General features: G+C 48.4%; 22 protein-coding genes. 9 read left to right on the top strand and 13 right to left on the bottom strand.

The features are described 5' to 3' along the window. Nucleotides 1–118: 118 nt before the first annotated feature. The gene (locus F0316_RS16020) at nucleotides 119–580 is read left to right on the top strand and encodes a TetR family transcriptional regulator (RefSeq protein WP_001126285.1); all 462 of its coding nucleotides are present in this window, start codon (nucleotides 119–121) and stop codon (nucleotides 578–580) included. 133 nt (nucleotides 581–713) lie between these two features. Here F0316_RS16020 and F0316_RS16015 read toward each other — a convergent pair whose 3' ends face one another. The 6 genes from F0316_RS16015 to F0316_RS15990 are packed head-to-tail and all read right to left on the bottom strand — an operon-like array spanning nucleotide 714 to nucleotide 5,213. Continuing rightward, entirely contained in the window at nucleotides 714–1,493 is a 780-nt protein-coding gene (locus F0316_RS16015) for a heme ABC transporter ATP-binding protein (RefSeq protein WP_149560714.1), read from the bottom strand. Continuing rightward, on the bottom strand, nucleotides 1,493–2,524 hold the full coding sequence (locus F0316_RS16010) for a FecCD family ABC transporter permease (RefSeq protein ID WP_001891039.1): 1,032 nt from the start codon (nucleotides 2,522–2,524) through the stop codon (nucleotides 1,493–1,495). Before F0316_RS16010 ends, F0316_RS16015 begins: the two co-directional genes overlap by 1 nt. 11 nt (nucleotides 2,525–2,535) lie before the next feature. Further along, on the bottom strand, nucleotides 2,536–3,369 hold the full coding sequence (locus F0316_RS16005) for a heme/hemin ABC transporter substrate-binding protein (RefSeq protein ID WP_000705466.1): 834 nt from the start codon (nucleotides 3,367–3,369) through the stop codon (nucleotides 2,536–2,538). Between the two features lie 10 nt (nucleotides 3,370–3,379). Then, nucleotides 3,380–3,796, bottom strand: a complete 417-nt coding sequence (locus F0316_RS16000) for an ExbD/TolR family protein (protein WP_000597686.1) — start codon at nucleotides 3,794–3,796, stop codon at nucleotides 3,380–3,382. Further along, complete coding sequence (locus F0316_RS15995) at nucleotides 3,793–4,479, bottom strand: MotA/TolQ/ExbB proton channel family protein (protein WP_000445085.1); 687 nt, start codon at nucleotides 4,477–4,479, stop codon at nucleotides 3,793–3,795. Before F0316_RS15995 ends, F0316_RS16000 begins: the two co-directional genes overlap by 4 nt. Beyond that, complete coding sequence (locus F0316_RS15990) at nucleotides 4,479–5,213, bottom strand: energy transducer TonB (RefSeq protein WP_001052686.1); 735 nt, start codon at nucleotides 5,211–5,213, stop codon at nucleotides 4,479–4,481. Before F0316_RS15990 ends, F0316_RS15995 begins: the two co-directional genes overlap by 1 nt. 277 nt (nucleotides 5,214–5,490) lie before the next feature. On the opposite strand from F0316_RS15990, the gene hutW reads away from it, so the two are divergent. The 6 genes from hutW (at nucleotide 5,491) to F0316_RS15960 (ending at nucleotide 12,300) form a co-directional block, all read left to right on the top strand. Further along, complete coding sequence (gene hutW / locus F0316_RS15985; protein WP_172626065.1) at nucleotides 5,491–6,852, top strand: heme anaerobic degradation radical SAM methyltransferase ChuW/HutW; 1,362 nt, start codon at nucleotides 5,491–5,493, stop codon at nucleotides 6,850–6,852. Nucleotides 6,853–6,875: 23 nt separating this feature from the next. Beyond that, nucleotides 6,876–7,379: a heme utilization cystosolic carrier protein HutX gene (hutX, locus tag F0316_RS15980; RefSeq protein ID WP_000445093.1), complete on the top strand. Its 504-nt coding sequence runs from the start codon at nucleotides 6,876–6,878 to the stop codon at nucleotides 7,377–7,379. 24 nt (nucleotides 7,380–7,403) lie between these two features. Continuing rightward, nucleotides 7,404–7,934: a heme utilization protein HutZ gene (hutZ, locus tag F0316_RS15975; RefSeq protein ID WP_000372763.1), complete on the top strand. Its 531-nt coding sequence runs from the start codon at nucleotides 7,404–7,406 to the stop codon at nucleotides 7,932–7,934. 306 nt (nucleotides 7,935–8,240) lie between these two features. Further along, the gene (locus F0316_RS15970) at nucleotides 8,241–9,977 is read left to right on the top strand and encodes a methyl-accepting chemotaxis protein (protein WP_000700947.1); all 1,737 of its coding nucleotides are present in this window, start codon (nucleotides 8,241–8,243) and stop codon (nucleotides 9,975–9,977) included. 217 nt (nucleotides 9,978–10,194) lie between these two features. Then, nucleotides 10,195–11,328, top strand: a complete 1,134-nt coding sequence (locus F0316_RS15965) for a glycerate kinase (protein ID WP_149560712.1) — start codon at nucleotides 10,195–10,197, stop codon at nucleotides 11,326–11,328. Between the two features lie 135 nt (nucleotides 11,329–11,463). Continuing rightward, the gene (locus F0316_RS15960) at nucleotides 11,464–12,300 is read left to right on the top strand and encodes a DUF6279 family lipoprotein (protein ID WP_149560711.1); all 837 of its coding nucleotides are present in this window, start codon (nucleotides 11,464–11,466) and stop codon (nucleotides 12,298–12,300) included. 33 nt (nucleotides 12,301–12,333) lie between these two features. Here the strand turns inward: F0316_RS15960 and F0316_RS15955 are convergent, their stop codons facing one another. The 7 genes from F0316_RS15955 to F0316_RS15925 form a co-directional block, all read right to left on the bottom strand. Beyond that, a complete protein-coding gene (locus F0316_RS15955; RefSeq protein ID WP_002045386.1) occupies nucleotides 12,334–12,900 on the bottom strand; it encodes a DsbA family protein in 567 nt (188 codons plus the stop codon). A 56-nt stretch (nucleotides 12,901–12,956) separates the two neighbouring features. Further along, nucleotides 12,957–13,820, bottom strand: a complete 864-nt coding sequence (locus F0316_RS15950; RefSeq protein WP_144396477.1) for an MBL fold metallo-hydrolase — start codon at nucleotides 13,818–13,820, stop codon at nucleotides 12,957–12,959. Between the two features lie 317 nt (nucleotides 13,821–14,137). Continuing rightward, nucleotides 14,138–14,275, bottom strand: coding sequence for a hypothetical protein (locus tag F0316_RS15945; protein ID WP_000154542.1), 138 nt, complete (start codon nucleotides 14,273–14,275; stop codon nucleotides 14,138–14,140). Nucleotides 14,276–14,430: 155 nt separating this feature from the next. Then, nucleotides 14,431–15,879 (bottom strand): decarboxylating NADP(+)-dependent phosphogluconate dehydrogenase, encoded by a 1,449-nt coding sequence (gene gnd, locus F0316_RS15940; RefSeq protein WP_000675469.1) that lies wholly within the window; start codon nucleotides 15,877–15,879, stop codon nucleotides 14,431–14,433. Nucleotides 15,880–15,892: 13 nt separating this feature from the next. Next, on the bottom strand, nucleotides 15,893–16,609 hold the full coding sequence (gene pgl, locus F0316_RS15935) for a 6-phosphogluconolactonase (RefSeq protein WP_000607056.1): 717 nt from the start codon (nucleotides 16,607–16,609) through the stop codon (nucleotides 15,893–15,895). Further along, nucleotides 16,606–18,108: a glucose-6-phosphate dehydrogenase gene (gene zwf, locus F0316_RS15930; protein WP_172626064.1), complete on the bottom strand. Its 1,503-nt coding sequence runs from the start codon at nucleotides 18,106–18,108 to the stop codon at nucleotides 16,606–16,608. Before zwf ends, pgl begins: the two co-directional genes overlap by 4 nt. A 346-nt stretch (nucleotides 18,109–18,454) precedes the next feature. After that, on the bottom strand, nucleotides 18,455–21,343 hold the full coding sequence (locus F0316_RS15925) for an HD domain-containing phosphohydrolase (RefSeq protein ID WP_172626063.1): 2,889 nt from the start codon (nucleotides 21,341–21,343) through the stop codon (nucleotides 18,455–18,457). A gap of 224 nt (nucleotides 21,344–21,567) precedes the next feature. On the opposite strand from F0316_RS15925, the gene F0316_RS15920 reads away from it, so the two are divergent. Continuing rightward, nucleotides 21,568–22,314, top strand: a complete 747-nt coding sequence (locus F0316_RS15920) for a phosphatase (RefSeq protein WP_149560709.1) — start codon at nucleotides 21,568–21,570, stop codon at nucleotides 22,312–22,314. 76 nt (nucleotides 22,315–22,390) lie between these two features. Then, the gene (locus tag F0316_RS15915) at nucleotides 22,391–22,774 is read left to right on the top strand and encodes a cytochrome b562 (protein WP_000751795.1); all 384 of its coding nucleotides are present in this window, start codon (nucleotides 22,391–22,393) and stop codon (nucleotides 22,772–22,774) included. Nucleotides 22,775–22,891 lie beyond the last annotated feature (117 nt).

Genomic DNA, 22,891 nt, shown 5'->3' with positions numbered 1-22,891 from the left:
AAACCGTAGTAGTGAGTTCACTCCATCGTAGTGTTTGCCCCTGATCATTTTAATGATAATTATCGTGCTGCTGACTTGTTAAGCAGACAAAGATTTGACGTTAGAAAAGAGCCTGACCATGCCTAAGCGTAGTAAAGAAGATACTGAAGTGACGATTCAGACCATTATGGATGCGGTTGTCGACCAGTTGCTTCGACTGGGTTATGACAAAATGTCTTACACCACTCTCAGCCAGCAAACTGGGGTATCCCGAACTGGGATCAGCCACCATTTCCCGAAGAAAACCGATTTCGCCTCTGCGTTAGACGGACGCATATTTAAAATGTTTATGGAATACCTCGATTTTGAACACGACATGGAGGCATTTCGTGACAGTTGGCTAAAAGCCATGGAGAAATCTGAGTTTGTGGCCATTTTGCGTCTGCTGTTTCACCACATTGTGACAGCGGAGCGTGCACATGATTTTGCTCATAAAGGGGTTAATCGCCTCTATAAATTGACGGAAGAGAAATTCGGACAAGAGAGCCAAAAAGAAGTGGAATGGTTGCTGGGGCACTCGTTAGTCAGCATGGTGAATTGATTCTTCACCTTCTGCCTACTTCATCAGTAAAAAGCTCTGCACCTAAGCGCAACGGTTAGGTACAGAGCTTTTGGTCTATGGGAATAGGGGATAGACAAGCCCTAAAGGTGATGAAACCGACTTGAGAGACTCCTCAAGCTGGATAAACCATTGGGAAATCACGAGTAGGATGGGCGGCAACCAGCGCTTGATAGCCGTAAACCTGCTCAATTCTTTCTGCGGTCAGCGCCTGCCAAGGTGTCGCATCACATACAATTTTGCCTTGATGAAGCAGGATCAGGCGATCTGAGTACTGCGCGGCAAGGTTTAAATCATGCAACACAACGACGACGGCACATTGTTCTTCATCGGCTAACTGACGCGCGAGTTGCAGTGTGTTGTGTTGATGAGCGAGATCGAGTGCTGATGTCGGCTCATCCAGCATCAAAATACGCTGTTGACCGGCTTGGTGCAGTTGAGTGAGTACTCGCGCGAGATGTAAGCGCTGCTTTTCACCTCCAGAAAGAGAAGGGTAAAGACTGGCTGCGAGGTGTAATACATCGGTTTTGAGCATGTAATGACGGGCGACACGTTCTACTTCTTTGCGCGGTAGATTGAGTGGGATAGCCCCCAGCTCAACCACTTCTTGCGCGGTAAAAGGAAAAGTCAATGAGCTCTGCTGGGGCAAAATGCCCAAATGGTTAGCCAGTTTTTCGGCAGGCCACTGCGATGCTGGAACACCAAAATAATCGAGTTTGCCTGCTCCGCTCATTTCACCGCAGAGCAGCTTCAGTAAGGTACTTTTCCCGGATCCGTTAGGACCGAGTAACGCCGCGACTTCGCCACAGCGCAAGGTAATATCCACATGATCGAGCACTTGGCGAGAGCCGTAGGTGACACAAAGATCCCTGCCTTGAATTGCAATAGTCTGCATCAGAATATTCGACCTTTTTGTTGGAATAGGAGATACAAGAAGAAGGGGGCACCGACCAGTGCGGTGACAATGCCAATTGGCAATTCAGCGGGCGCAACCGCAACCCGAGCGACCATATCGGCAAGGGTGAGCATCAATGCGCCAAGTAGGGTGGAGACTGGCACTAGGTTACGATGATCGGGACCCACCAACATGCGACCAATATGGGGCACCACAAGCCCCACAAAACCGATCATACCTGCGGCACTTACCGCAACCCCGACGCCTACCGCCGAAAGCAGAATCATCTCTCTTTTGAGTTTTTGTACTGGAACACCAAGATGACGCGCTTCCGCCTCTCCAAGCAATAAGGCATTCAGGGCCATCGAGCGCCAATGGAAATAGGCAAATAGCATGATTAGAGTGACACTGCACAGCAAAATACTGGAGGTCGTCGCGCCTGCCACGGAACCCATGGACCATAGGGTTAAGTCGCGCAGCATTTGATCGCTCGCGAGATAATTAAGATAACCAATACCTGCGCCTGCAAGAGCCGAAATAGCTACCCCAGCCAGCAGCATGATAGTCACCGATGTCCCAAATTTAGAGGTGCCAAGACGATAAACCAATACAGTTGTCAGCGCGCCACCGATGAAAGCCGCGATAGGCAGCACCAGGCTATTCACCCAAGGTAGGCTTGACACTACATCACTGAGCAACACGATGGCGAGTGCCGCACCAAGAGAGGCACCAGAAGAGACGCCAATGATGCCCGGCTCAGCTAACGGGTTGCGAAATAGCCCCTGCATAGCGGTGCCGCATAGCGCGAGAATCGCCCCAACCAACAAACAAAGGATCGTGCGTGGTAAGCGAATGTCATGGATCACGAGATGAATCGCATTCGTGAGTTGCTCGGAGCGAAAAAGCAGGCTTTGAATACTGTCAGAGATGGTGATGTTCATCGGTCCGACAGTGATGGAATACAGCCCTGCAAAGAAGACCGCCAGAGTCAGGCAACTGATGGTCACAGAAAAAGGAAATCGTCTTAACACTGGGAGTGGCCTCAGGGGTACAGCAGAGCTTGAATACGCTGCGCTTCTTGCAGACTTTTCAGACCTAAGCCGCCGACTAAGGCGTGGCCATCAATCGCGACAATATTCTTGTTTTGTCCTGCTGGTGTTGCCGCGAGCATAGGCACGGCATTCAACACAGCATCAGCACCCCCCAGTTTTTCTAGGCTGCGACCACTGACCAGCACCATGTCAGGTTGCATCTCAATCATGGATTCCATGGACAGCGGCTTATACGAAGTAATGGAAGGAGAGGCAGGATTATGAGCACCGATTAAACCAATAATGGTATCGGGGACGGTATCGCTACCCGCTACGTTGGCCGCACGACCTTCATGCAGTAGTAAAAACAGCACTTTCTTAGGTTTTTCCGGACGCTTAGCTTGCAACGCATTGATCTGCTGCAGAACGTTCTCTTTCAGCTTTTGAGCGTGTTGTTCGGTGTGGGTGATTTGGGCAATTTGGTCAATACGTGTTAACAAGCCTTGCGGCGTCGAATCACTGTTGATCACATTGACTTGGATACCGGAACTGCGCAGTTGTTGTAATGCAGTATCGGGTCCCATTTCATCTGAACCAATCAGGTGGGTTGGCTCAAGAGTTAATAAGCCTTCAGCGGCCAAGCGGCGGTGATAGCCGACGGTAGGTAAATTGAGAGAACTCGGCACTTCGCTTGTGACATCGACCGCCACCAATTGCTGCTCAGCACCCAGTGCTAGAATCAGTTCAGTCACTGCACTTCCTGCACTGACGATCCGTTCTTGAGCGAAACTGATGCCTGAGGTGCAGCAGGCCAGTAATAAAGCCAATGATTGAGTGATTTTCATCTTGTTTCCATTAAGAGTGAGAAGGTTCAGTTAATAACTGGGTGGCTTGAATGCCGTTTTCTTGTAAAAAGCTCAACAGTTTGACTAATTGTTGAACCTCAGCCCCTTGATCGGCGGCGATGACTACCGGAAGCTTATCCACTTGTACAGACTCTAAAAGCGCCAACGAGAAGTTATGCCAGTCGAGGTAGGGCTTACCATCAATCGCCCAATAAGGTTCGGTGGCTAAGATATTGACGGTGATAGATTCTTTATTCACTTCATTCACTACGGGTGAATCGGTCGTGGGCAGAGCCACTTCCAACGATTCCAAGCGTACTGACGCGGTCAGCAGCAAGAACACCATCACGATAAAGATGATATCAAGTAGCGGAGTGAGATCCGGAGTCAGGCCGAAGTCGTTGTGTTTGGCTGAGGACTTGATCATAGGTTTTCCGTTGTGGCCTCTTGCGGTGTCACGACTGTCAGTGAAGCGTCGGCGTGCAGTGTCATGCCTTCTAGCCAAAGGTTCACGTAGTTCAGGGTATGTTCCAGTTTAGCCATAGTGCGATCCGCCCACAGGCTGAGCAATTGGGCCCCCGCAACTGCCGGAACGGCAATCAGCAGACCCGCTGCCGTGGTGTACATTGCAACGCCTAAACCATCGGCTAACACATTGGGGGTAATACTTCCGGTCGTGGCGGCCACCCCTTTAAACATTTCAATCAGGCCAAGTACGGTACCCAACAGACCGAGCAAAGGGCTGATCACACCAATCAAAGTCAAGAGACGCAACCCCGAGTTAAACTGGTGACGCTGCTCCTGTAGCCAAATGCCCGCCGCATCTTCGCGCAATGACTTATCAAATTGGTGATGGGCCAAAAGCATCGCCACTCCGCGATACAGCACCGGACGCTTACTCGCGAAATGCTCTGTAAGTTCAGCCAGTTGCTTTGGGTTTTTTGGGGAGGTAGCTTGCAAAGCGTGACGAATCGCTCCTTTGCCTACGGTTAAACTGAGCAGCACTTGAAATAGGCGCTCCGCGAGCAGCATTACCGTTAATGCTGAGCAAATGAAAAGTGGCCAAGCCATCAGGCCTAGCTGTTGTTGGAGTTGTTGTAACGATTCCATTAGCCTTCCAATTTAAAACGAATAGGGATATGAATTCGGTGAGCTACGGGCACACCGTCAAGAATATGTGGAGAAAATTTCCACTGTTTAATGGCTTCGAGCGCCGATTGATCCAAGGCTTCTGTGCCGGATGAAGAGAGCAACTGCTGCTTGATTTGATTACCTTGCGCATCCAGCCAAATTTCATACATCACTGTACCTTCGATCCCGCGCTTACGAGCAATACGTGGATAACGTGGTTGAACTTGTGCGCTCACTAAAGCGGGCTTATCCACCAAAATAGGTTGACTTGTGATGCCTTGGCTAGCCGCCGTGGGCTGGCTCGGTTGCTGATTAGGCGTTGGCGCAGGCTTTTGTGGGGTTTCAGCGGTACGCTCTACCTTCTCCGGTTGCGGCTTCGCTACCGATTTGGATGGGGCTTGCTCAGCCGGTACGGGTTTTTTCACGGTTTGAGGTTTAGGTTTGTGCGGCTCCACCTTCGGCTTAGCAGGCGGAGTTTTTACGACTTCTTGTACTGGTGTCGGCTTGACCGATTCCGGTTTTGATTGTTCTGTTTGGGTTTGCTCTGGTTGAGCGGGTGCGACTTTAGGCATCGAAACCATATTGATCGAAACCGATTGAGTTGGGTTTCCAGCAGGCATGGCAAACACCTGTGCTTCATCTGTCGTGATAAGCAATAGCGCGTGAAAAGCTAGGGAAAGCCCTCCCGCAATGACATATCTGTTCAGATTCACGTCCTTCTCCCTCACGATGATCAACGATATTGCTCCTGTCTCTCTGAAAACTCAGCAAGTGGCAGGCTGATCAAACTGGCTATTTCAATTCATGCAGACTAACGGGGCATGGATAAATCCATACGCGATTAGCCTTAGTGGGCAAATATTATTGCTCAGTATCTTAATAATAGCAATTATCAATTGCATTATCATTAGCGTCAATTTATGATTTTGATCGTATGAGATGAAGAGAAGCGCAGCCCTTGTTGTATGGGGATTGGCTTGAGAAATGAGAATGTTGATTTTAGATAATTTTGATGAATCTATTTTGGGTGCGAATACGCCAGATCCGCTGCGTTTTGCTTTTCAAAATAAGCATTCAGCCCATGCAGGCGGTATTGCGATGCCTGTACCGAGTCATGAGCAGGCGAACGTGTGGCAACACATCACCCAACAAGTCAGCCAACGTCAACAGGTGCGGTGTCTCTACATCCATGTTCCTTTTTGTCGAGTACGTTGTACTTTCTGTAATTTCTTCCAAAACGCGGCGAGTCGCCAGTTGGTGGATGCGTACTTTGCAGCGTTACTTGAAGAAATCAAACAAAAATCGGCACTGCCTTGGACACAAACTGGCGTCTTTCATGCGGTCTATATTGGTGGGGGGACGCCGACTGAGCTCTCTCCCGATCAGATCCGGCAGTTGGGTACTGCAATCCGTGAGTCGTTTCCATTAACGCCAGATTGTGAAATCACCCTAGAAGGTCGAATTCATCGCTTCAGTGATGAGATGTTTGAAAACGCTCTGGAAGGGGGCTTTAACCGTTTCTCTTTTGGTGTGCAGAGTTTTAATACTCAGGTTAGACGCCGAGCCAAACGACTGGATGATCGTGAGGTGGTGATGGAGCGTATCGCTTCGTTGGCCGCGACCCAACAAGCGCCGATTGTGATTGATCTACTCTACGGCTTACCCTACCAAACGGCGCAAGTGTTCGAGCAAGATCTACAAGATTTTATGCAGACTGGGGCACAAGGGATTGATTTATACCAGCTCGTCGTTGGCGGTAGTGCCCCGATGCTCAATCTGGTTGAAAAAGGCAAATTATCCCCACCGGCTACTACGCCAGATAAAGCCACCTTGTACCAAATCGGGGTGGAATTTATGGCGAAGCATCATCTGCGCCCATTGAGCGTAAACCACTGGACTCGCGACAACCGCGAGCGCAGCCTTTATAACAGTTTGGCCAAAACCTACGCCGAAGTGCTCCCGATTGGTTGTGGTGCGGGCGGGAATATGGGCGGTTACTCACTGATGCAACATCGCCAGCTCGATACTTACCTTGACGCGATGAAAAATGGTCAACCGCTTGTCGCCATGATGGCTCGCCAACATGAATATGAACCCCTGTTTGCCGCCTTGAAAGCCGGATTTGACTCGGGCGTCATCGCCAAACAGCGTTTACCTAAATTTTATCACCACCAAACCTTTGACTGGTTAAAGCCACTCTTTTTACGTTGGCAACAAATCGGTTTGGTTGAGGTGGAGCAAGACTATCTCACTCTGACTACCGCCGGACGCTTCTGGTCGGTAAGCCTTGCGCAGGCGTGTATTCAGGTGCTTATTCATTCGTACAAATATCAACAGCAGCGTATCGCATAAGCATAACTAGACTGGAAAAAACAATGGAATCATTACAACAGCAAGTCGCTCAACTTCTTGAGCAGCAACCCACTTTATTACCTGCCGCCATGGCTGAGCAACTCAATGTCACTGAGTTTGACATCGTGCATGCTCTTCCTGAAGAGATGGTCGCGGTGGTGGATGGCTCTCATGCGCAAACCATTTTAGAAAGTCTGCCAGAATGGGGCCCTGTCACCACGATCATGACCATTGCGGGTTCTATTTTTGAAGTCAAAGCACCTTTTCCAAAAGGGAAAGTTGCACGGGGTTACTACAATTTAATGGGTCGTGATGGGGAACTGCATGGCCATTTGAAACTCGAAAATATTAGCCATGTGGCTTTAGTCAGTAAGCCATTTATGGGACGCGAGAGCCACTACTTCGGCTTCTTTACCGCTCAAGGTGAAAACGCGTTCAAAATCTATCTGGGACGTGATGAGAAACGCGAATTGATCCCAGAGCAAGTCGCACGCTTTAAAGCAATGCAGCAACAACACAAACAATAATAAACCATCGTTGAGGAGAAAGAGATGGATCAGCAAGTTAAGCAAGAGCGTTTGCAGGGTCGTTTAGAGCCAGAAATCAAAGAGTTCCGTCAAGAGCGTAAAACGCTGCAACTGGCGACAGTCGATGCGCAAGGTCGTCCGAATGTTAGTTATGCCCCTTTCGTACAAAATCAAGAAGGCTACTTTGTGCTGATTTCGCACATCGCCCGTCATGCCCGTAACCTTGAAGTGAATCCGCAAGTGTCGATCATGATGATTGAAGATGAAACGGAAGCAAAACAACTTTTCGCCCGTAAACGTCTGACCTTTGATGCGGTTGCCAGCATGGTTGAACGTGACAGCGAGTTGTGGTGCCAAGTGATTGCACAAATGGGTGAGCGCTTTGGCGAAATCATTGATGGTCTCAGTCAACTGCAAGACTTCATGTTATTCCGTCTACAGCCAGAGCAGGGTTTATTCGTGAAAGGCTTTGGCCAAGCATACCAAGTTTCTGGCGATGATTTGGTGGACTTTGTTCATCTGGAAGAAGGCCATCGTAAGATTTCTAATGGCTAAGCATGACTCTTGAGTCATAAATCGACCTCTCTATAAATAAGCGGCTGCAAAGCCGCTTTATTTTTATCCTGACCCCATATCAAAGTAATCATGTGATCTACTTCACTTTGATAGGCACAATGATCACAGTGCTTTTAGGCATAAGTGCTAGATACGTATCGTTCAAAGACATCTGAGTCATTACCCATAGAAAAAAAGCAACATTCTCCTACCAGTTCGTTAAACATCTTCTAAGCTGAAAGTAACAATAAAAAAGTCATTATAAATGACCGGATATACGCTTTTTTTTTCCTAGAAGGATTTTCCATGAAAATTAACACCACGATGAAGCTTGTTTTTTCGGCGATAGGCGTAGGCATGGCGATTACTATGGCGACTGTGTTCCAATTGGATAGTCTCGAACAGCAAGTCGATAGATTATCGTTGATCCGTTATCAATCTTACCAAGCTGCGGATGAGCTACGCCAAAGTTCCGATGACTTGACCCGCTTAGGGCGTACCTATGTGGTCACTGGGGATGAAAAATACGAAAAGATGTATATGGATATTCTTGATATCCGTAACGGCAAAAAGCCCCGCCCCGAGAGCTACCACACCATTTATTGGGATCTTGTCCTGCAATACGGCCAAAAACCTAAACCGGATGGGCAAACCATCGCGCTACAGCAAATGATGAAAGACCTCGGTTTTAGTGACAGAGAGTTCGCTTTGCTGAAAGAAGCGCAAAATAACTCCGATGCTTTAGTGAATATGGAAGTGAAAGCCATGAATGCGGTAAAAGGCTTGTTTCCTGATGCGAGTGGCAACTACACGGTAAAAGGCGAGCCGGATGTTAACATGGCGGTTCAACTGCTGCACAGTGAAGAGTACCATCGTGAAAAAGCTAAGATCATGGCCCCGATTGACCGCTTCTTCCAAGAGCTTGAAACACGAACGGCACAGCAGTTTAACCAAGCCGCAGAGCAAGTAAAAAGTACCGTATTGATCGGTAATATCTCATTAGTTGTGGTCGCTATTATTGCCATTATTGGTTACGTCGTCGTCAACCGTAAAATTGTGACTCCAATTGATCGAATGGCGAGTGTCTTACAAAGAGCCGATGACAATTCAGACCTTACCTTAAGGGTTGAAGAAAAAAGCGATGATGAGCTGGCCGTGATTGGACGTACGATTAACAAAGTTCTAGGCAGTTATGGCTCAACCATCAGTAAAATTAATCAGGTTAACCACACCATTTCCTCGATTTCCGACACTATTCGTAGCATCACGGATCAAAATATGAAGATGTCTAGCCAACAAGACCAAGAGTTAGAGATGGCGGCGACCGCGATGGAAGAGATGACTTCTGCGTTATCGAGTGTGTCCCAAAGCACTAATATGGCAGAAGAGTATGCAGGCAGTGCTGAAAAAGAAGCCAATAACAGCAAACAAGTGTTTGAGAAAACGATTCGCGAATTTGCGGATTTAGACGGCGAATTCCAAAAAACCTCAGAGATCATTCAACAACTGGCTACTGAGTCCAATAATGTCGGCAACGTGCTGGATGTGATTAAAGCGATTGCAGAGCAGACCAACTTGCTGGCGTTGAATGCGGCGATTGAAGCGGCTCGCGCGGGTGAGCAAGGGCGAGGTTTTGCGGTGGTCGCTGATGAAGTCCGTTCTTTGGCACAGCGTACGCAAGAATCGACGGGCGAGATTGAAACCATGATCTCTATGCTGCAAGAAAAAGCGGAGATGTCGACCAAAACGATCCGTGTCAGTGCCGATAAAATGCAATCAACCCGTGGCAATATGGGCGTGGCCAACGAGTCGTTGGTGGCTATCCAGGGCTCGGCCAAAGAGATCCATAAACTCAACACGTCAATTGCTGCCGCGACTGAGGAGCAATTAACGGTAAGTGATGAGATTTCAAGTAACCTCAGTACTATCAAAACGCTGTCTGGTGAAATGAACCTAGCGATCAAACAACTGGGTCCTGTTGTGGTGGATTTACAACGCAACGTTGACGATCTTAATAGTGCAATAGCGCATATCCGCACCTAATTAAGACCTCTATTTTATCCCCATCAAAGCTGCCTGCGGGCAGCTTTTCTTTTTATGCACATACCGTGATGGGCGGGTATCCAGAAGTCATCACACTTTTAACTAACTGTTATCGAGATTTATTGAGTATCGGATTTTTGGATGATGATATGAGTACATAAATGGTGAGGCGGAAAAGAGACGGAATAATGGCAACAAATAGGCAGGAGCGCGTGATATGAAAGTGGTTATCGCCCCAGATTCCTTTAAAGAGAGCTTAACGGCAAAGCAAGTGTGTGATGCGATTCAAGCTGGGCTGGCTCGGGTATGGCATGATGCAAAATTTGTCGCTATCCCGGTTGCGGACGGTGGTGAAGGTACGGTGCAATCGTTGGTGGACGCCACACAAGGACGACTTGTTGAAGTCAAAGTGATGGGGCCACAAGGTAAACGAGTCGAGGCCTTCTATGGAATGTTGGGAGATAACCAAACTGCGGTGATCGAAATGGCCGCGGCTAGCGGCTTACATCATGTGCCGCTTGCGCAGCGCGACCCTAAACTCACCACCAGTTTTGGTACGGGAGAGCTGATCCGACACGCTTTAGATCAAGGTGTCACTAAGCTGATTATTGGTCTAGGTGGTAGTGCGACCAATGATGGCGGCGTGGGCATGCTTGCGGCACTTGGCGCGCGCTTTACCAATGCCGATGGCGATCCCATCCAACTGACTGGCGGCGGTTTACGCGAGTTGACCCACATCGATTTACAAGATTTCGACCCAAGGCTACAGAACTGCGATATCTTGGTGGCCTGTGATGTGAACAACCCATTATGTGGCGATAAAGGTGCGTCTGCGGTATTTGGTCCGCAAAAGGGGGCAACGCCAGAAGATGTTCAATTATTGGATGGAGCCTTACGGCAGTTTGGTTTACTCACGGAAAAAGTGACTGGCAAAATGGTTTTAGAGAGTGCCGGTGCGGGGGCGGCTGGGGGGATGGGCGCGGCGCTTTTGGCCTATACTCAAGCAATATTACGGCCGGGTATTGAGATTGTGCTGGAGACGGTTCAACTTGCTCATCAAGTCAGTGATGCAGATTTAGTGATCACTGGCGAAGGGCGCATCGACAGTCAAACCGTACATGGCAAAACCCCAATGGGGGTGGCCAAAGTTGCCAAACGCTTTGACGTTCCTGTGCTGGCGTTGTGCGGCTGTACTGGCGATAACTATCAAGCCGTGTACCAGTGCGGGATCGATGCGGTTTTCGCTGCGGTGCCGCGGGCCATGTCGCTTGAAGATGCGCTTAAAGAGTCCGATTTTAACCTTGCCGATTTGGCCGAGAATGTCGCCAGATTGTGGGTTCTCTCCAAATAAATCCGAAAGCTGGTCTTGACCAGCTTTCTTTCTCTCAAAGCTTCAGCCATTCTTTTTTAAGTTTCTCACTGGGTTGTTGAACGTTCGCTTGAATTACTGCGTAAAACCCAGAGTAATTAAGAAAGGACCTCTCTTATGTTGAAATGGCTTCGTGTACTTCTGCTCTGTACCTTTCTGGTTGGTTGCGCGACTAAGTTGGTCTACCACAATCTTGATTGGTTTGTGATTGATTATGCTGAGGATTTTGTTGACCTGAATACGCAGCAGAAAACCTTGATTGAACAAACGATGCCGAGTTTACAGAGCTGGCATCGTGCCCAAGAATTGCCCGATTATTTGGCAATGATGGATGAACTTTCGGCGCTTTCTTTACCTGACGTAACGGTTGAGCAGGTAGCCCAGTACCAAGAGAAAATGCGATTTTACTATCAGCGTCTGGTTATCAAGCTGCTACCGGATGTCAGCCGGCTGGCCGCCACGCTCAGTGAGGAGCAAACCGAACAGTTTATGCAAGCCTTCATTAAACGACATGACAAATTTGCCAAGAAATTCATTAAGATGGATGAGAGTGAGTTGCGTGATTTTTATCAAGAGCGGATTACAGATCGCTTAGAAGATTGGCTTGGACCCTTAAATAAGTCCCAGCAAGAGTTGGTCAAGGTTTGGAGTAACAATATTCAACCCACCGCCAACGATTGGATAGGATTTCAAACGACGATGCGTGAGCAGGTGCGTACATTATTGCAACAAAGAACACAACCAGAAGCATTTCAGACCCAACTCGAATCTTTACTACTAAACCCTGAGCAGCATTACGGGATGATCTTGAAAGCTAAGCTGAGTTATAACCGCGAATTAGGTCAGCGTTATGTTGTGCAAATTTTGCAAAATAGCTCAGATAAACAGCAACAACATTGGCGAGATGAGCTGGCGGATTGGCGAGGAAGAGTCTCTGATTTATTAATCGAATAAAAAAATGACACCCCATTATGGGGTGTCATTTTTTTATGCTGTCACGCTGAGTGATTCTAACCATGCTTGCCACTCTTGTGGGCGGCGATAGTAGTGGCTAGGACTTAAGGTGTACCACTCGTTATTTTGCTCAATGGCTAACGAAGGAAAACCACCTAAACCCAGCTGTTGCATTAAGCGTTGGGTTTGAGCAATGTCACTGCGTACTTTTGCTGCAGCTTGTGGCATCACGTTTTGCCATGTTTCAGGGGTAATGCCCATCGCTTGCGCTAACTGTTGCATTACATCCGTTTGTGTCACATCCAGACCTTGCTGGTAGTGCGCACGCTGAATGGCTTTCAGCATGTCGAAATCACGTTTGCCAGCAAGACGTGCCGCAATGATGGCTTGGGCTGTGAAGTACGAATCGAGCATGAGTGGTTGACCACTGCGTACACGCTCTAAATACGCCTCGCCAAACTCTGCGCCTGTTTCACGCTGAATGCGTTGGTCGGCTTGCAAAATATGCGCACGAAAATCAGGACTGATCTGTGCTTTATCCATCATGCCACCGGGGTGTAGTACCAGTTCAAGATGGGATTGTTGTGCCAGTTGTTCCATCAGTGAGGTGGCGCCGAAGCACCACCCACACATAGGGTCAAAAATGTAGTGAACCCTTACCATTTCATTTCACCAGTATGAACTTTCGCACCAATTTCAAGCGCCATAGGTAGGCCTGCATCCGGATAGATTTTGCTCATTTTTTCAATCAGCTGTGCACTATTTTTACTAGAGGCTTTCGCTTTAGCAAAATCAGCTAGGTATTTTTGTGAAAACGTAATCGCACTGCTGTCCATGGCGGTTCCCGGTGTCATATGCCCTGGGATGACCACTTTTGGCTTAAGCGCTGCCATCTCATCGAGTTGTTCAGCCCAAGCTTTGCGCTCACTGTCTGTTTGTGCATCGGCCATCCATAGATGAACGTTACCGTACACAGCCACATTCCCCAAGATCGCTGCATTGGCAGGGATCCACAAATAAGGACGATGTTTCAGTTCACCTTCGGTACCACGAATTTCGATAGTTTGGCCATCAATTTCCAGTGTTTTACCTTGGTATGCCGTTGGCAGAACTGGTTTCACTGGCGCGTTGGCGCCCATTTTCGGTGCCCAGAAATCCAGCTTACCTTGCAGTTTCTGTTCGATTTTCGCTTTTACACCCGGGGTTGCAATCACTTCTGCTTGCGGGAACATCTGCTGTAACACTTCTGCGCCAAAGTAGTAGTCTGGATCCGCTTGAGAGATGAAAATGGTTTTTAAGGTTTTACCTGAATCCAGTACTTTCGCGCCGATGCGCAGCGCATCTGCTTTGGTAAAGCCAGTATCCACTACCATCGCTTCGGTTTCACCGTACACCACGGTTGCATTCACATGGAAGCTGTTACCATCGGCGTTGTAGACATCCAAAGTCAGTGGGGTCGCAGCCATGGCTTGAGCAGATAAGGTCATGGTAGCAGCAAGTAGTTTGGTTAATGTGTTCATGTAAGACTCCGTTGTTGGGAAGTTTGTTTTGTTGCGGTGAGTTTAAGCAAAGCACAGAGTTGGATATATAGCGACTTGGCAACATGATTGTTTCGCTAATTGAACTAATCGATAGGAAGTTTCGAGGATTAGTTGATTTTCTATACTGTCTCTACCTGAATGTGCGATGGCGTCAGCTCACTCCAATCACATAGTCTATTTATGAGCATGGGAATGAATCTACTCGTTGCCTAGTGACCACACGCTCTTTGGGTATATCGTGGAAAATGGACATAAAAAAAGCACCCTGAGGTGCTTTTTTATCGGCGTGGTTTGAGTTACAAACCGCCTTGATTTTGTGCTTCTTTCACCATTTGTTGGCGCTGAGCTTCCATGTCAGATGCAACGTCACTGTCCTGATGTGTTGATTGTTCCAAAGCCTGTGGAACCAAAACATAGTACTTGTTGATTGTCATCGTCGATTCTCTTAAAAGCGAAATGTGCAGAAAAAAATAGAGGATGTCGGTAAAACCGACATCCTCCCTGAACGGCGAAATTATAGGCTGATACGAAAGAAGTAGCTAGCCCTAATTTCATCCTTATCAGTATGACGCTTTCCTACTAGGTGTCATTACACGTCGTAAGTAGTAGACGCAGTATTACCGCCTGTACCCGTCCAGTTAGTGTGGAAGAACTCACCACGCGGACGATCGATACGCTCATAAGTGTGCGCACCAAAGTAATCACGCTGTGCTTGCAGCAGGTTCGCTGGCAGGCGAGCCGTAGTGTAACCATCAAGGAAGGTCAGTGCTGAAGTCGTACATGGCATTGGAATGCCGACTTCCAGCGACTTCGCTGCCACTTTACGCCATGCAGCCAGACAGTTGTCCAGAATACCTTTGAAGTACGCATCAGAACCTAAGAACGCCAGTTCTGGGTTCTTTTCAAACGCATCACGGATGTTGCCTAGGAACGCAGAGCGGATGATACAACCACCACGCCACATCAGAGCCACGTTACCGTAGTTCAGGTTCCAACCATTCTCGTTCGATGCTTCACGCATCAGCATAAAGCCTTGTGCGTAAGAGATGATTTTTGAAGCCAGCAGCGCTTGACGCAGCGCATCAACCCAAACTTGTTTGTCACCTTCGACTTGAGTTTTGGTTTTACCAAACAGTTTTTCAGCTTCAACACGTTGATCTTTCAGTGCGGATAGGCAGCGAGAGAACACGGATTCCGTGATCAGCGTCAGTGGAATACCCATGTCCAGCGCGTTGATGCCCGTCCATTTACCTGTGCCTTTTTGGCCAGCAGTATCGAGGATCTTCTCAACCAGCGCTTCACCATCTTCATCTTTGTAGCCAAGGATATCAGCGGTGATCTCAACCAAGTAGCTGTCTAGCTCAGTTTTGTTCCAGTCAGCAAACACGGCTTGCATTTCATCGGCCGACATTCCCAGACCATCTTTCATGAACTGGTAAGCTTCAGTGATAAGCTGCATGTCGCCGTATTCGATACCGTTGTGAACCATTTTCACGAAGTGACCGGCACCATCGTTGCCCACCCAGTCACAGCAAGGCTCACCAGCGTCAGTTTTTGCAGAAATGCCTTGGAAAATCGGTTTTACCGCTTCCCATGCTTCAGGTGCGCCACCCGGCATGATCGAAGGTCCGAAACGTGCACCTTCTTCACCACCAGAAACACCCGTACCGATGAAGTGAATGCCTTTTTCACGCAGCGCTTTGACACGGCGGTTAGTATCAGGGAAGTTGGTGTTACCACCATCAATGATGATGTCACCTTTGTCGAGCAGTGGAACCAACTGCTCGATGAAGTCATCAACCACTTGACCTGCACGAACCATCAGCATCACTTTGCGTGGCGTCGCCAGTTTATCAACCAGCTCTTGCAGCGTGTAAGCGCCAACAATGTTAGTGCCTTTGGCTGGACCTTCTAGGAACTCGTCCACTTTAGCCGCGGTACGGTTGTGTGCCACCACTTTGAAGCCGTGGTCGTTCATGTTGAGGATCAGGTTCTGGCCCATGACTGCAAGGCCGATTACACCGATATCACCTTTCATTTATTGCTCTCCTTCACGCAATCTTTGCTGCGGCGTCTGAATCTAAGTACCACTCGGTCACTCCTGAAGTGGAGTGAATTTTTGCTGCCGGATAAGGCAGTTGTTCGGCTGGAGTGGTGTGAATTTGTTCTACGATCTCGGCTTTACCTGCGCCAAGAACGAGATAACTGATGCGTTTTGCGGCTTGCAGCACTTTCGCGGTTTTTGAAACGCGTAGTTGCCCAGATTCTGGATGGCTTGCCACCACCGAAAGATTGGCGTCTGCATAGTCGGTTTGCCCTGGGAACAGGGATGCGGTATGACCATCCGCACCGACACCCAGTAGGATCCAATCAAACACAGGCGTGCCGTTTTCGGTTGGGATCACATGCGCCATCGCTTGAGCAAAACGTTCTGCTTCAGCTTGTGGCTCGTTTTCACCCAGAATGCGGTGAATGTTCTGTGCAGGCATGTTGATTTTGCTAAACAGCAGCGCATTGGCTTCACCGTAGTTGCTTTCTGCGTCATCCGGTGCCACACAGCGCTCATCCCCCCACCAGAAATGCAGGTTTTGCCACTGAATGTCGTTCGCGTAAGGCTGGCTTGCCAAAAGCTTAAACAGCATTTTTGGTGTGCTGCCGCCAGATAAGGAAATGTGTACTGGCTGACCTTGCTGGCTGTACGCCAACATATCGTCGGCAAGGCTTTTCACTACGGCATCCGCAGTTGGGAAAATTTTATGGTTGATCATAATTCGCAGTAATCCGTGTTAGTGAGGTTTTTACAAGGGAAGCGCCACTCACGGCCGTCACGGCGCAACAGGTCATCCGACTCTTTCGGGCCCCAAGTGCCACAGGCGTAGCCGTACAGCGATTGAGGATCTTGTTTGAAATCGAGGATCGGCTGCACAAACTTCCAACAAGCTTCTACCGCATCAGTACGGGCAAACAGCGTCGCATCACCATTGAGAGCATCGAGCAGCAGACGCTCATAAGCGGTGAGCATTTTGATCTGCTCCAGTGAGGCGTAGTGGAAATTCATCGACACTTCTTTGGCTTTGAAACCTGCGCCTGGCTCTTTCAAGCCGAAGCTCATCAGAATGCCTTCATCAGGCTGAATACGGATGATCAGCTTGTTCTCTGGTGCATTTTGCCCAAAGACAGGATGCGGTGTGCGTTTGAAGTGAATGACCACTTCGGTGACACGCGTTGGTAAACGTTTACCGCTGCGCACATAGAATGGCACACCATTCCAACGCCAGTTATTGATGAACATTTTCAGCGCAACATAAGTTTCGGTGCGTGAATCCGCCGCCACGCCCGGCTCATTACGGTAGCTGGGTAAAAACTGCCCACGCACTTCCGATTCGGTGTATTGACCGAGCACCAGATTATTGCGCAGATCAGATTCAGAAAGCGGTTGTAAGCTTTGCAGTACCTTGTTCACTTCGTTACGAATGGAATCGGCGTTGATCGCCGCAGGCGGCTCCATGCCGACCATCGCCAGCACTTGCAGCAGGTGGTTTTGGAACATATCGCGCACCGCGCCAGAGCCGTCGTAATAACCGCCGCGCTCTTCCACACCTAGGAATTCTGCGCCTGTGATTTCCACGTAATCAATAAAGTTACGGTTCCACAGTGGCTCAAACATGCCGTTGGCAAAGCGGAATACCAGCAAGTTTTGCACGGTTTCTTTACCAAGGTAGTGGTCGATACGGTAAATCTGATGCTCTTTGAAGTGGCGGTGGATTTCCACATCCAGCTCTTGCGCAGATTGCAAATCGTAACCAAAAGGTTTCTCGATGATCAGACGCTTCCAACCTTGAGTCTCATCGTTGAGGCCATGTGCCGCAAGGCAAGATGGGATCACGCCATACAAGCTTGGTGGCGTCGCAAGATAGAACAGCGTATTACGCTGCTCAAACTGATAATCGTTAGCCAGTGTATCAAGGCGGGTCGCTAAGTGCTGATAATCAGCTACTTCTGAGGTGTTCAGCGCTTGATAATGCACATGCTGCATGAAGGCTTCGAGAGCGGCAGGTTCTGTTTTTTCCAGCTCTTGCAGTGAGCGCTTTAGCTTCTCGCGGTAAGACTCGTCACTGTACTCGGTACGGCTCACACCTAAAATCGCAAACGATTTAGGCAGTTGCTGACTGGCATAGAGGTGATACAACGCAGGAATAAGCTTACGGTACGTCAAATCTCCCGAAGCACCGAAAATTACGATGCTGCTGTTTTCAGGTATTACCATCATCTTTCCTTTAGAAACGAGGTACTCCCTTGATTTTGCAGTGAATCAATATCCATATTCACCGGAAAACCTTTGGGTATTGTTAGCATGCGCCAACCCTAGCAGCGCAATACACAAATCAAAAACCGATCTTGCCTATAGGTTTAATAGGAAAAATCAATCGGCGGGGAGGAACTGGTGCTAGCGAAACTCATCCCCGACTCGGGGGCGTATTGTCTACGACTCTTTGACATACATCAACTATTGATAACGCAATCGATTGAATTGTGACACGTTAAAATGTTAACCATCAGTTTTTAAAAGGAAAAATGAGAAAGGCGTCAATGCGCCTTTCTGCCGTGATGTTCTAGTAATCTTCCCGTAAATACGCCAGCACTTTTTGAATATGCTCTTGAGTATCGACAACGCTATTTTGACACTGCTCCGCCGAAAGAAATTGCTCTGCGTAAGTTTGATGAAGGTTGTGCTGCAAAAACAGCAGATAGAGTTTAGGGTCGATGTGCCCGCTGGTGGCCATATCTGTCATGATCGCGATGCACTCTTGCAAGGACTTGGCCTTCTTGTAGGGGCGATCATTAGACGTGAGGGCTTCAAACACATCGGCAATCGCCATGATGCGTGCAGGTACCGACAGCTGTGAGGCTTCGATTCCTCGTGGGTAGCCTTTGCCATCCATGCGCTCATGGTGTCCACCCGCAATTTCGGGCACGCCTTGTAAATGTTTGGGGTAGGGTAAGCGTTGCAGCATCAAGATGGTCTGTATGATGTGATCATTAATCATAAACCGATCTTCTGCGGTTAAGGTGCCCCGTTTGACTTTGAGGTTATGCAGTTCACCACGATTGTATTGCAGAGCTGGAGGCGTGAGACAGAAGGCTTCTTGCCATGTTTCTTGTGGGGTTTTGCCTTGTGGCCAAGGAATTTGGTGGACAGACTTATCGGCCAGCAACGGTTCCCAGACCGGCAATGGAGCTGGGGCTGCGGCGCGGCTTTTCTCAACCCAAGAGATGCCGATTTGGTCATCTAAAGTCCGCTGCCATTGGCGCTGAGCGATCTGCTCCAGTCGTTTGATATCCTCATCACTCATCCCTTCGCTGCCAAGGTTACACTGAGCCACAAAAGCAAACTCGTCGTCCAATTGTTGATGCAGCGCCTTCAACGCCTGCTCTGCCTGTTTTGGATTCCCCCCTTGAGCGCAGCTTTGCCAGTAATCGCGCTCCGCTTGCATTTTTAAGAGTTCAAAGCGCATGCGCACCTCGTGGATCCGGTCGTAAATCGTTTCCAGCTTAGTGGCTTTGTCAACCACGAATTCTGGCGTGGTGACTTTGCCACAGTCATGCAACCAAGCCGCGAGGGTTAACTCTTCCCACTGTTCGGAACTCATTGTGAATTCAGCGAAATAGCGTTTATCTTTGGCCGCGGCTTCGGCTAATAAACGGGTTAATTCAGGAACGCGTTGACAATGGCCTCCGGTATAGGGCGATTTGGTATCAATCGCCGATGCAATCAGTTCGACGAACGCCTTCAGCATCTCTTTTTGTTGCTGAATTTTATCGATGTTGTCTTTGGCAATTTCAGCAAAACTGAGCAGTTCACGCAAAAATGCGTGTTTATCGGCTTGAACGTTTTCTATGGTGCGTTCATAGCCCAAACAGACAATCCCGACTAATTGACGCTCGCGGTTCAGTAGCGGGAAGAAGTATAAGTCTGAGTTGTAAAGCTGATCGAGATACGTGCGCAGAATATTATCTTTACGATTGAGGTGGATGGTTTCCCCTTTGCGCAGCTCGGCTAACAGCCATGCACTGCTGCTGAGTAGCTGATTAATATCGATTTTGAACGGTATGATGGCGTGATTGGCGGCAACAGAGAATTGATTATTTTCTTGATCATACACATACAGCAGTATGGTTTCGGCTTTAGTGATGGCATAACTCTGGTGAGCTATGGTTCTTGCCAGTTGAGCGAAATCTTGATTGTTAGTGGTTTCGCGCAGTAAGCGAAGCAGGTCGTGTAACGCATGTTCCATTAATTGGATGGATTGGCTTAAGTTCGCCGCTTCAGTAATCATGGTTTGTGGGTAGCGCGTTTTTTTGAAGTTAAAACGCGCGATGTTATCAGTTAGTTGGATGAGATTGTGTAATGGACTGGAGAGCCGTTTCGCCACCCAAATGACGACAGGGAAGCAAAACAGAAGCAACACAATCGCACTGGTGATTTGACGATTACGTAAGGTGATAAGATCCGCCAGCAGTTCATCTTTCGGTGTCGCTTGCGCTAAAAACAGATGCAACTGCTGGTTGAGTTTGACTGGCGTGAGGGTAGTGACCCAATCTTGACCTTGACTATGGGGAGTATCGTATTGCGCTTGGCTAGTAATGCGGCTCATGACAGAAGCAAACGGTGTGTCAGTATTTAGGAGTGATTGCTTAATCTGCTCTGGATCGGAGCGAAGATTGAGCCCTGAATTGTGCTCTGCTAGGGGGCGTAGCTGCTGATCCAGCAAGATCAGTTGTGAATGATCGGAGAAGCCAAGTTTACTCAGTTCACTGGAAAGGGCTTTCAACGTTAAATCGGCCCCCACGACCTGTTTGCCACTGAATGAGCGGCGTGACAAGGTTAACCCATAGGTTTGGAGAGTGAAAAATAGGTAGGGCTCGGTAATGCGGATCACCCCATCATTGGCGGCATTCAGATACCAAGGGCGTACTCTCGGATCAAAAAAATGGGCGACCTCTTTATATTGCCCGACTAATTTCATCTCTTGATTGAGAAAATAGATGTCGTTGGTGCCATCGATATGGCTGTAGTTCATCCATAGTACAGCGTCATCTGGTGCCGCAAACATCACTCGATCTGCACGGCTAAGTAAGGGACGGAACATAAAAAACTGCCCTGTCTCATTGGCAAAATAGAGCGAATTTAAGTTCGAAGATTGCTCAAATGCGCGTAATACTGAGGTTAACCAACGTTGATCTTGTAGTGGCGGTTCGGTGTGCTCAATAAAACGGCTAGTGGCAAGAAAATCGAGACTGGTCAGGATAGGAGCCACATTTTGGGTAAACACGGTTTCGAGCTTTTTGCTGTTCTCGTGTGCTAAGGTTCTCGCACTACCCGCCAGAAGCTGTTGAGAGCTGTAATAACTGATCGCAATCAGCACACTGCCGATGAATAAGATCAGAATAAAAAACAGACTGCTGATATGGATAGATAGGGAATAACGACGCTTTTTCATAATGTTACCTAAGCCAAATAACACAGATAAGTATTGTTCATCTTGGCTAGGTTGCAAAAAATCACGCGATTAAATCTGTTTGTTTGGCTTGGTGTCGCAAACTGAGCCTCTCTTTGTGGCGTGTTATGTCTGTTGTGCAAGGCCATGAAGTGCACGATTGAACATAGCAACCCTAAGGGGAGGCTGCTACACTGGCCGGCAATGCGTTTGGAAGGACTGTTGAAATGAAATTAGCTGTAGATACTCACACTCACACTTACGCCAGTGGCCACGCTTACAGCACGCTGATTGAGAATGCGCGTGCGGCCAAGCAAAATGGCTTGACGCTGTTTTGTACCACTGATCATGCCGAGTCTATGCCCGGAGCGCCGCATTACTGGTTTTTCTCTAACCAGCGCATTTTGCCCCGTTTTCTTGAAGGCGTTGGCGTGATCCGCGGTGTTGAGGCTAACATCCTCAATACGCAAGGTGAAATTGATTTGCACCCGAGCGTGGATCACAACTTGGATTGGGTGATGGGTAGTTTCCACGAGCCAGTATTTCATCCCGCCGATAAAGCAGCGCACACCCAAGCCCTGATCGAAACCATCAAAAGCGGCCGAGTGGATGCGCTAGGGCATCTGGGTAATCCGCATTTTGATTTCGATTTTGAACAGGTGATTGCCTGTGCCAAAGCGCACAATGTCGCGATTGAAATCAACAACAGTACCTTAAAAGGCCATAGCCGAGTGGGCAGTATTGATCGTTGTTACGAGATTGCTCGTGTCGCGAAATCGCTTGATGCCTACATCACCACTGGCAGTGATGCCCATTTTTGTCTGGACATAGGCGGTTTATCGCTAGCTAGTCAATTGATTGATGAAGTGGGCATTAACCCGCAACGTGTGATCACTCATACCGCGCGTCAGTTTCTCGACTTTCTTGAGTTACGTGGTCGCCAGCCGATTGAAGAGTTTGCCGGTCTACTTTAATTTTGCAACAAAACTCAGCTCACTTTTGCAGGCAGAATGGCGTACAATTCCACTCCCTTCAAAAGTGAGTAGAAAAATGAAAAAAACACTGATTCTAGTGGCAGCATTGCTCGCCACTCCGGTTCTTGCCGCGGGACAAGATCTTAAATCAATCATGCAGGACATGAAGCTCGCCTTTAAACAGGCCGCAGAAGCGCCAACCGTTGAAGCGATGCAAGCACCGATTTCTACCCTCGAAAGCTTGGTTGAGCAAGCCAAACGAGGTGTTTATCCTGTTGAAAAAGAAGCCACTTACCAAGAAGGCTTCCAAAAGCTCGCGGTGACTTTGGATAAAATAGACGCTCATTTGCAAGCCGGTGAACTCGAGGCAGCAAAAGCTAGCCTAAAAACCGTTGATGATCTGCGAATTGAATACCATGACAAACGCAATCCAAGTATTTGGAAGCGGTTGTTTGGTTAGTCTGCCTTTTCCTTCCTGCTTGAGAGCGACTTAAGTGGGAAGGAACGCTTGTTAGATGTAAACAACCCTCATCTTTTTGTTAAAACTTGGGTGTAACACACTGTTATGGTTATCACT

Source organism: Vibrio cholerae (assembly GCF_008369605.1).
GTDB lineage: Bacteria > Pseudomonadota > Gammaproteobacteria > Enterobacterales > Vibrionaceae > Vibrio > Vibrio cholerae.
Note: the sequence above shows the minus strand (reverse complement) of the source record. Positions and strands in the feature narration are given on the sequence as shown.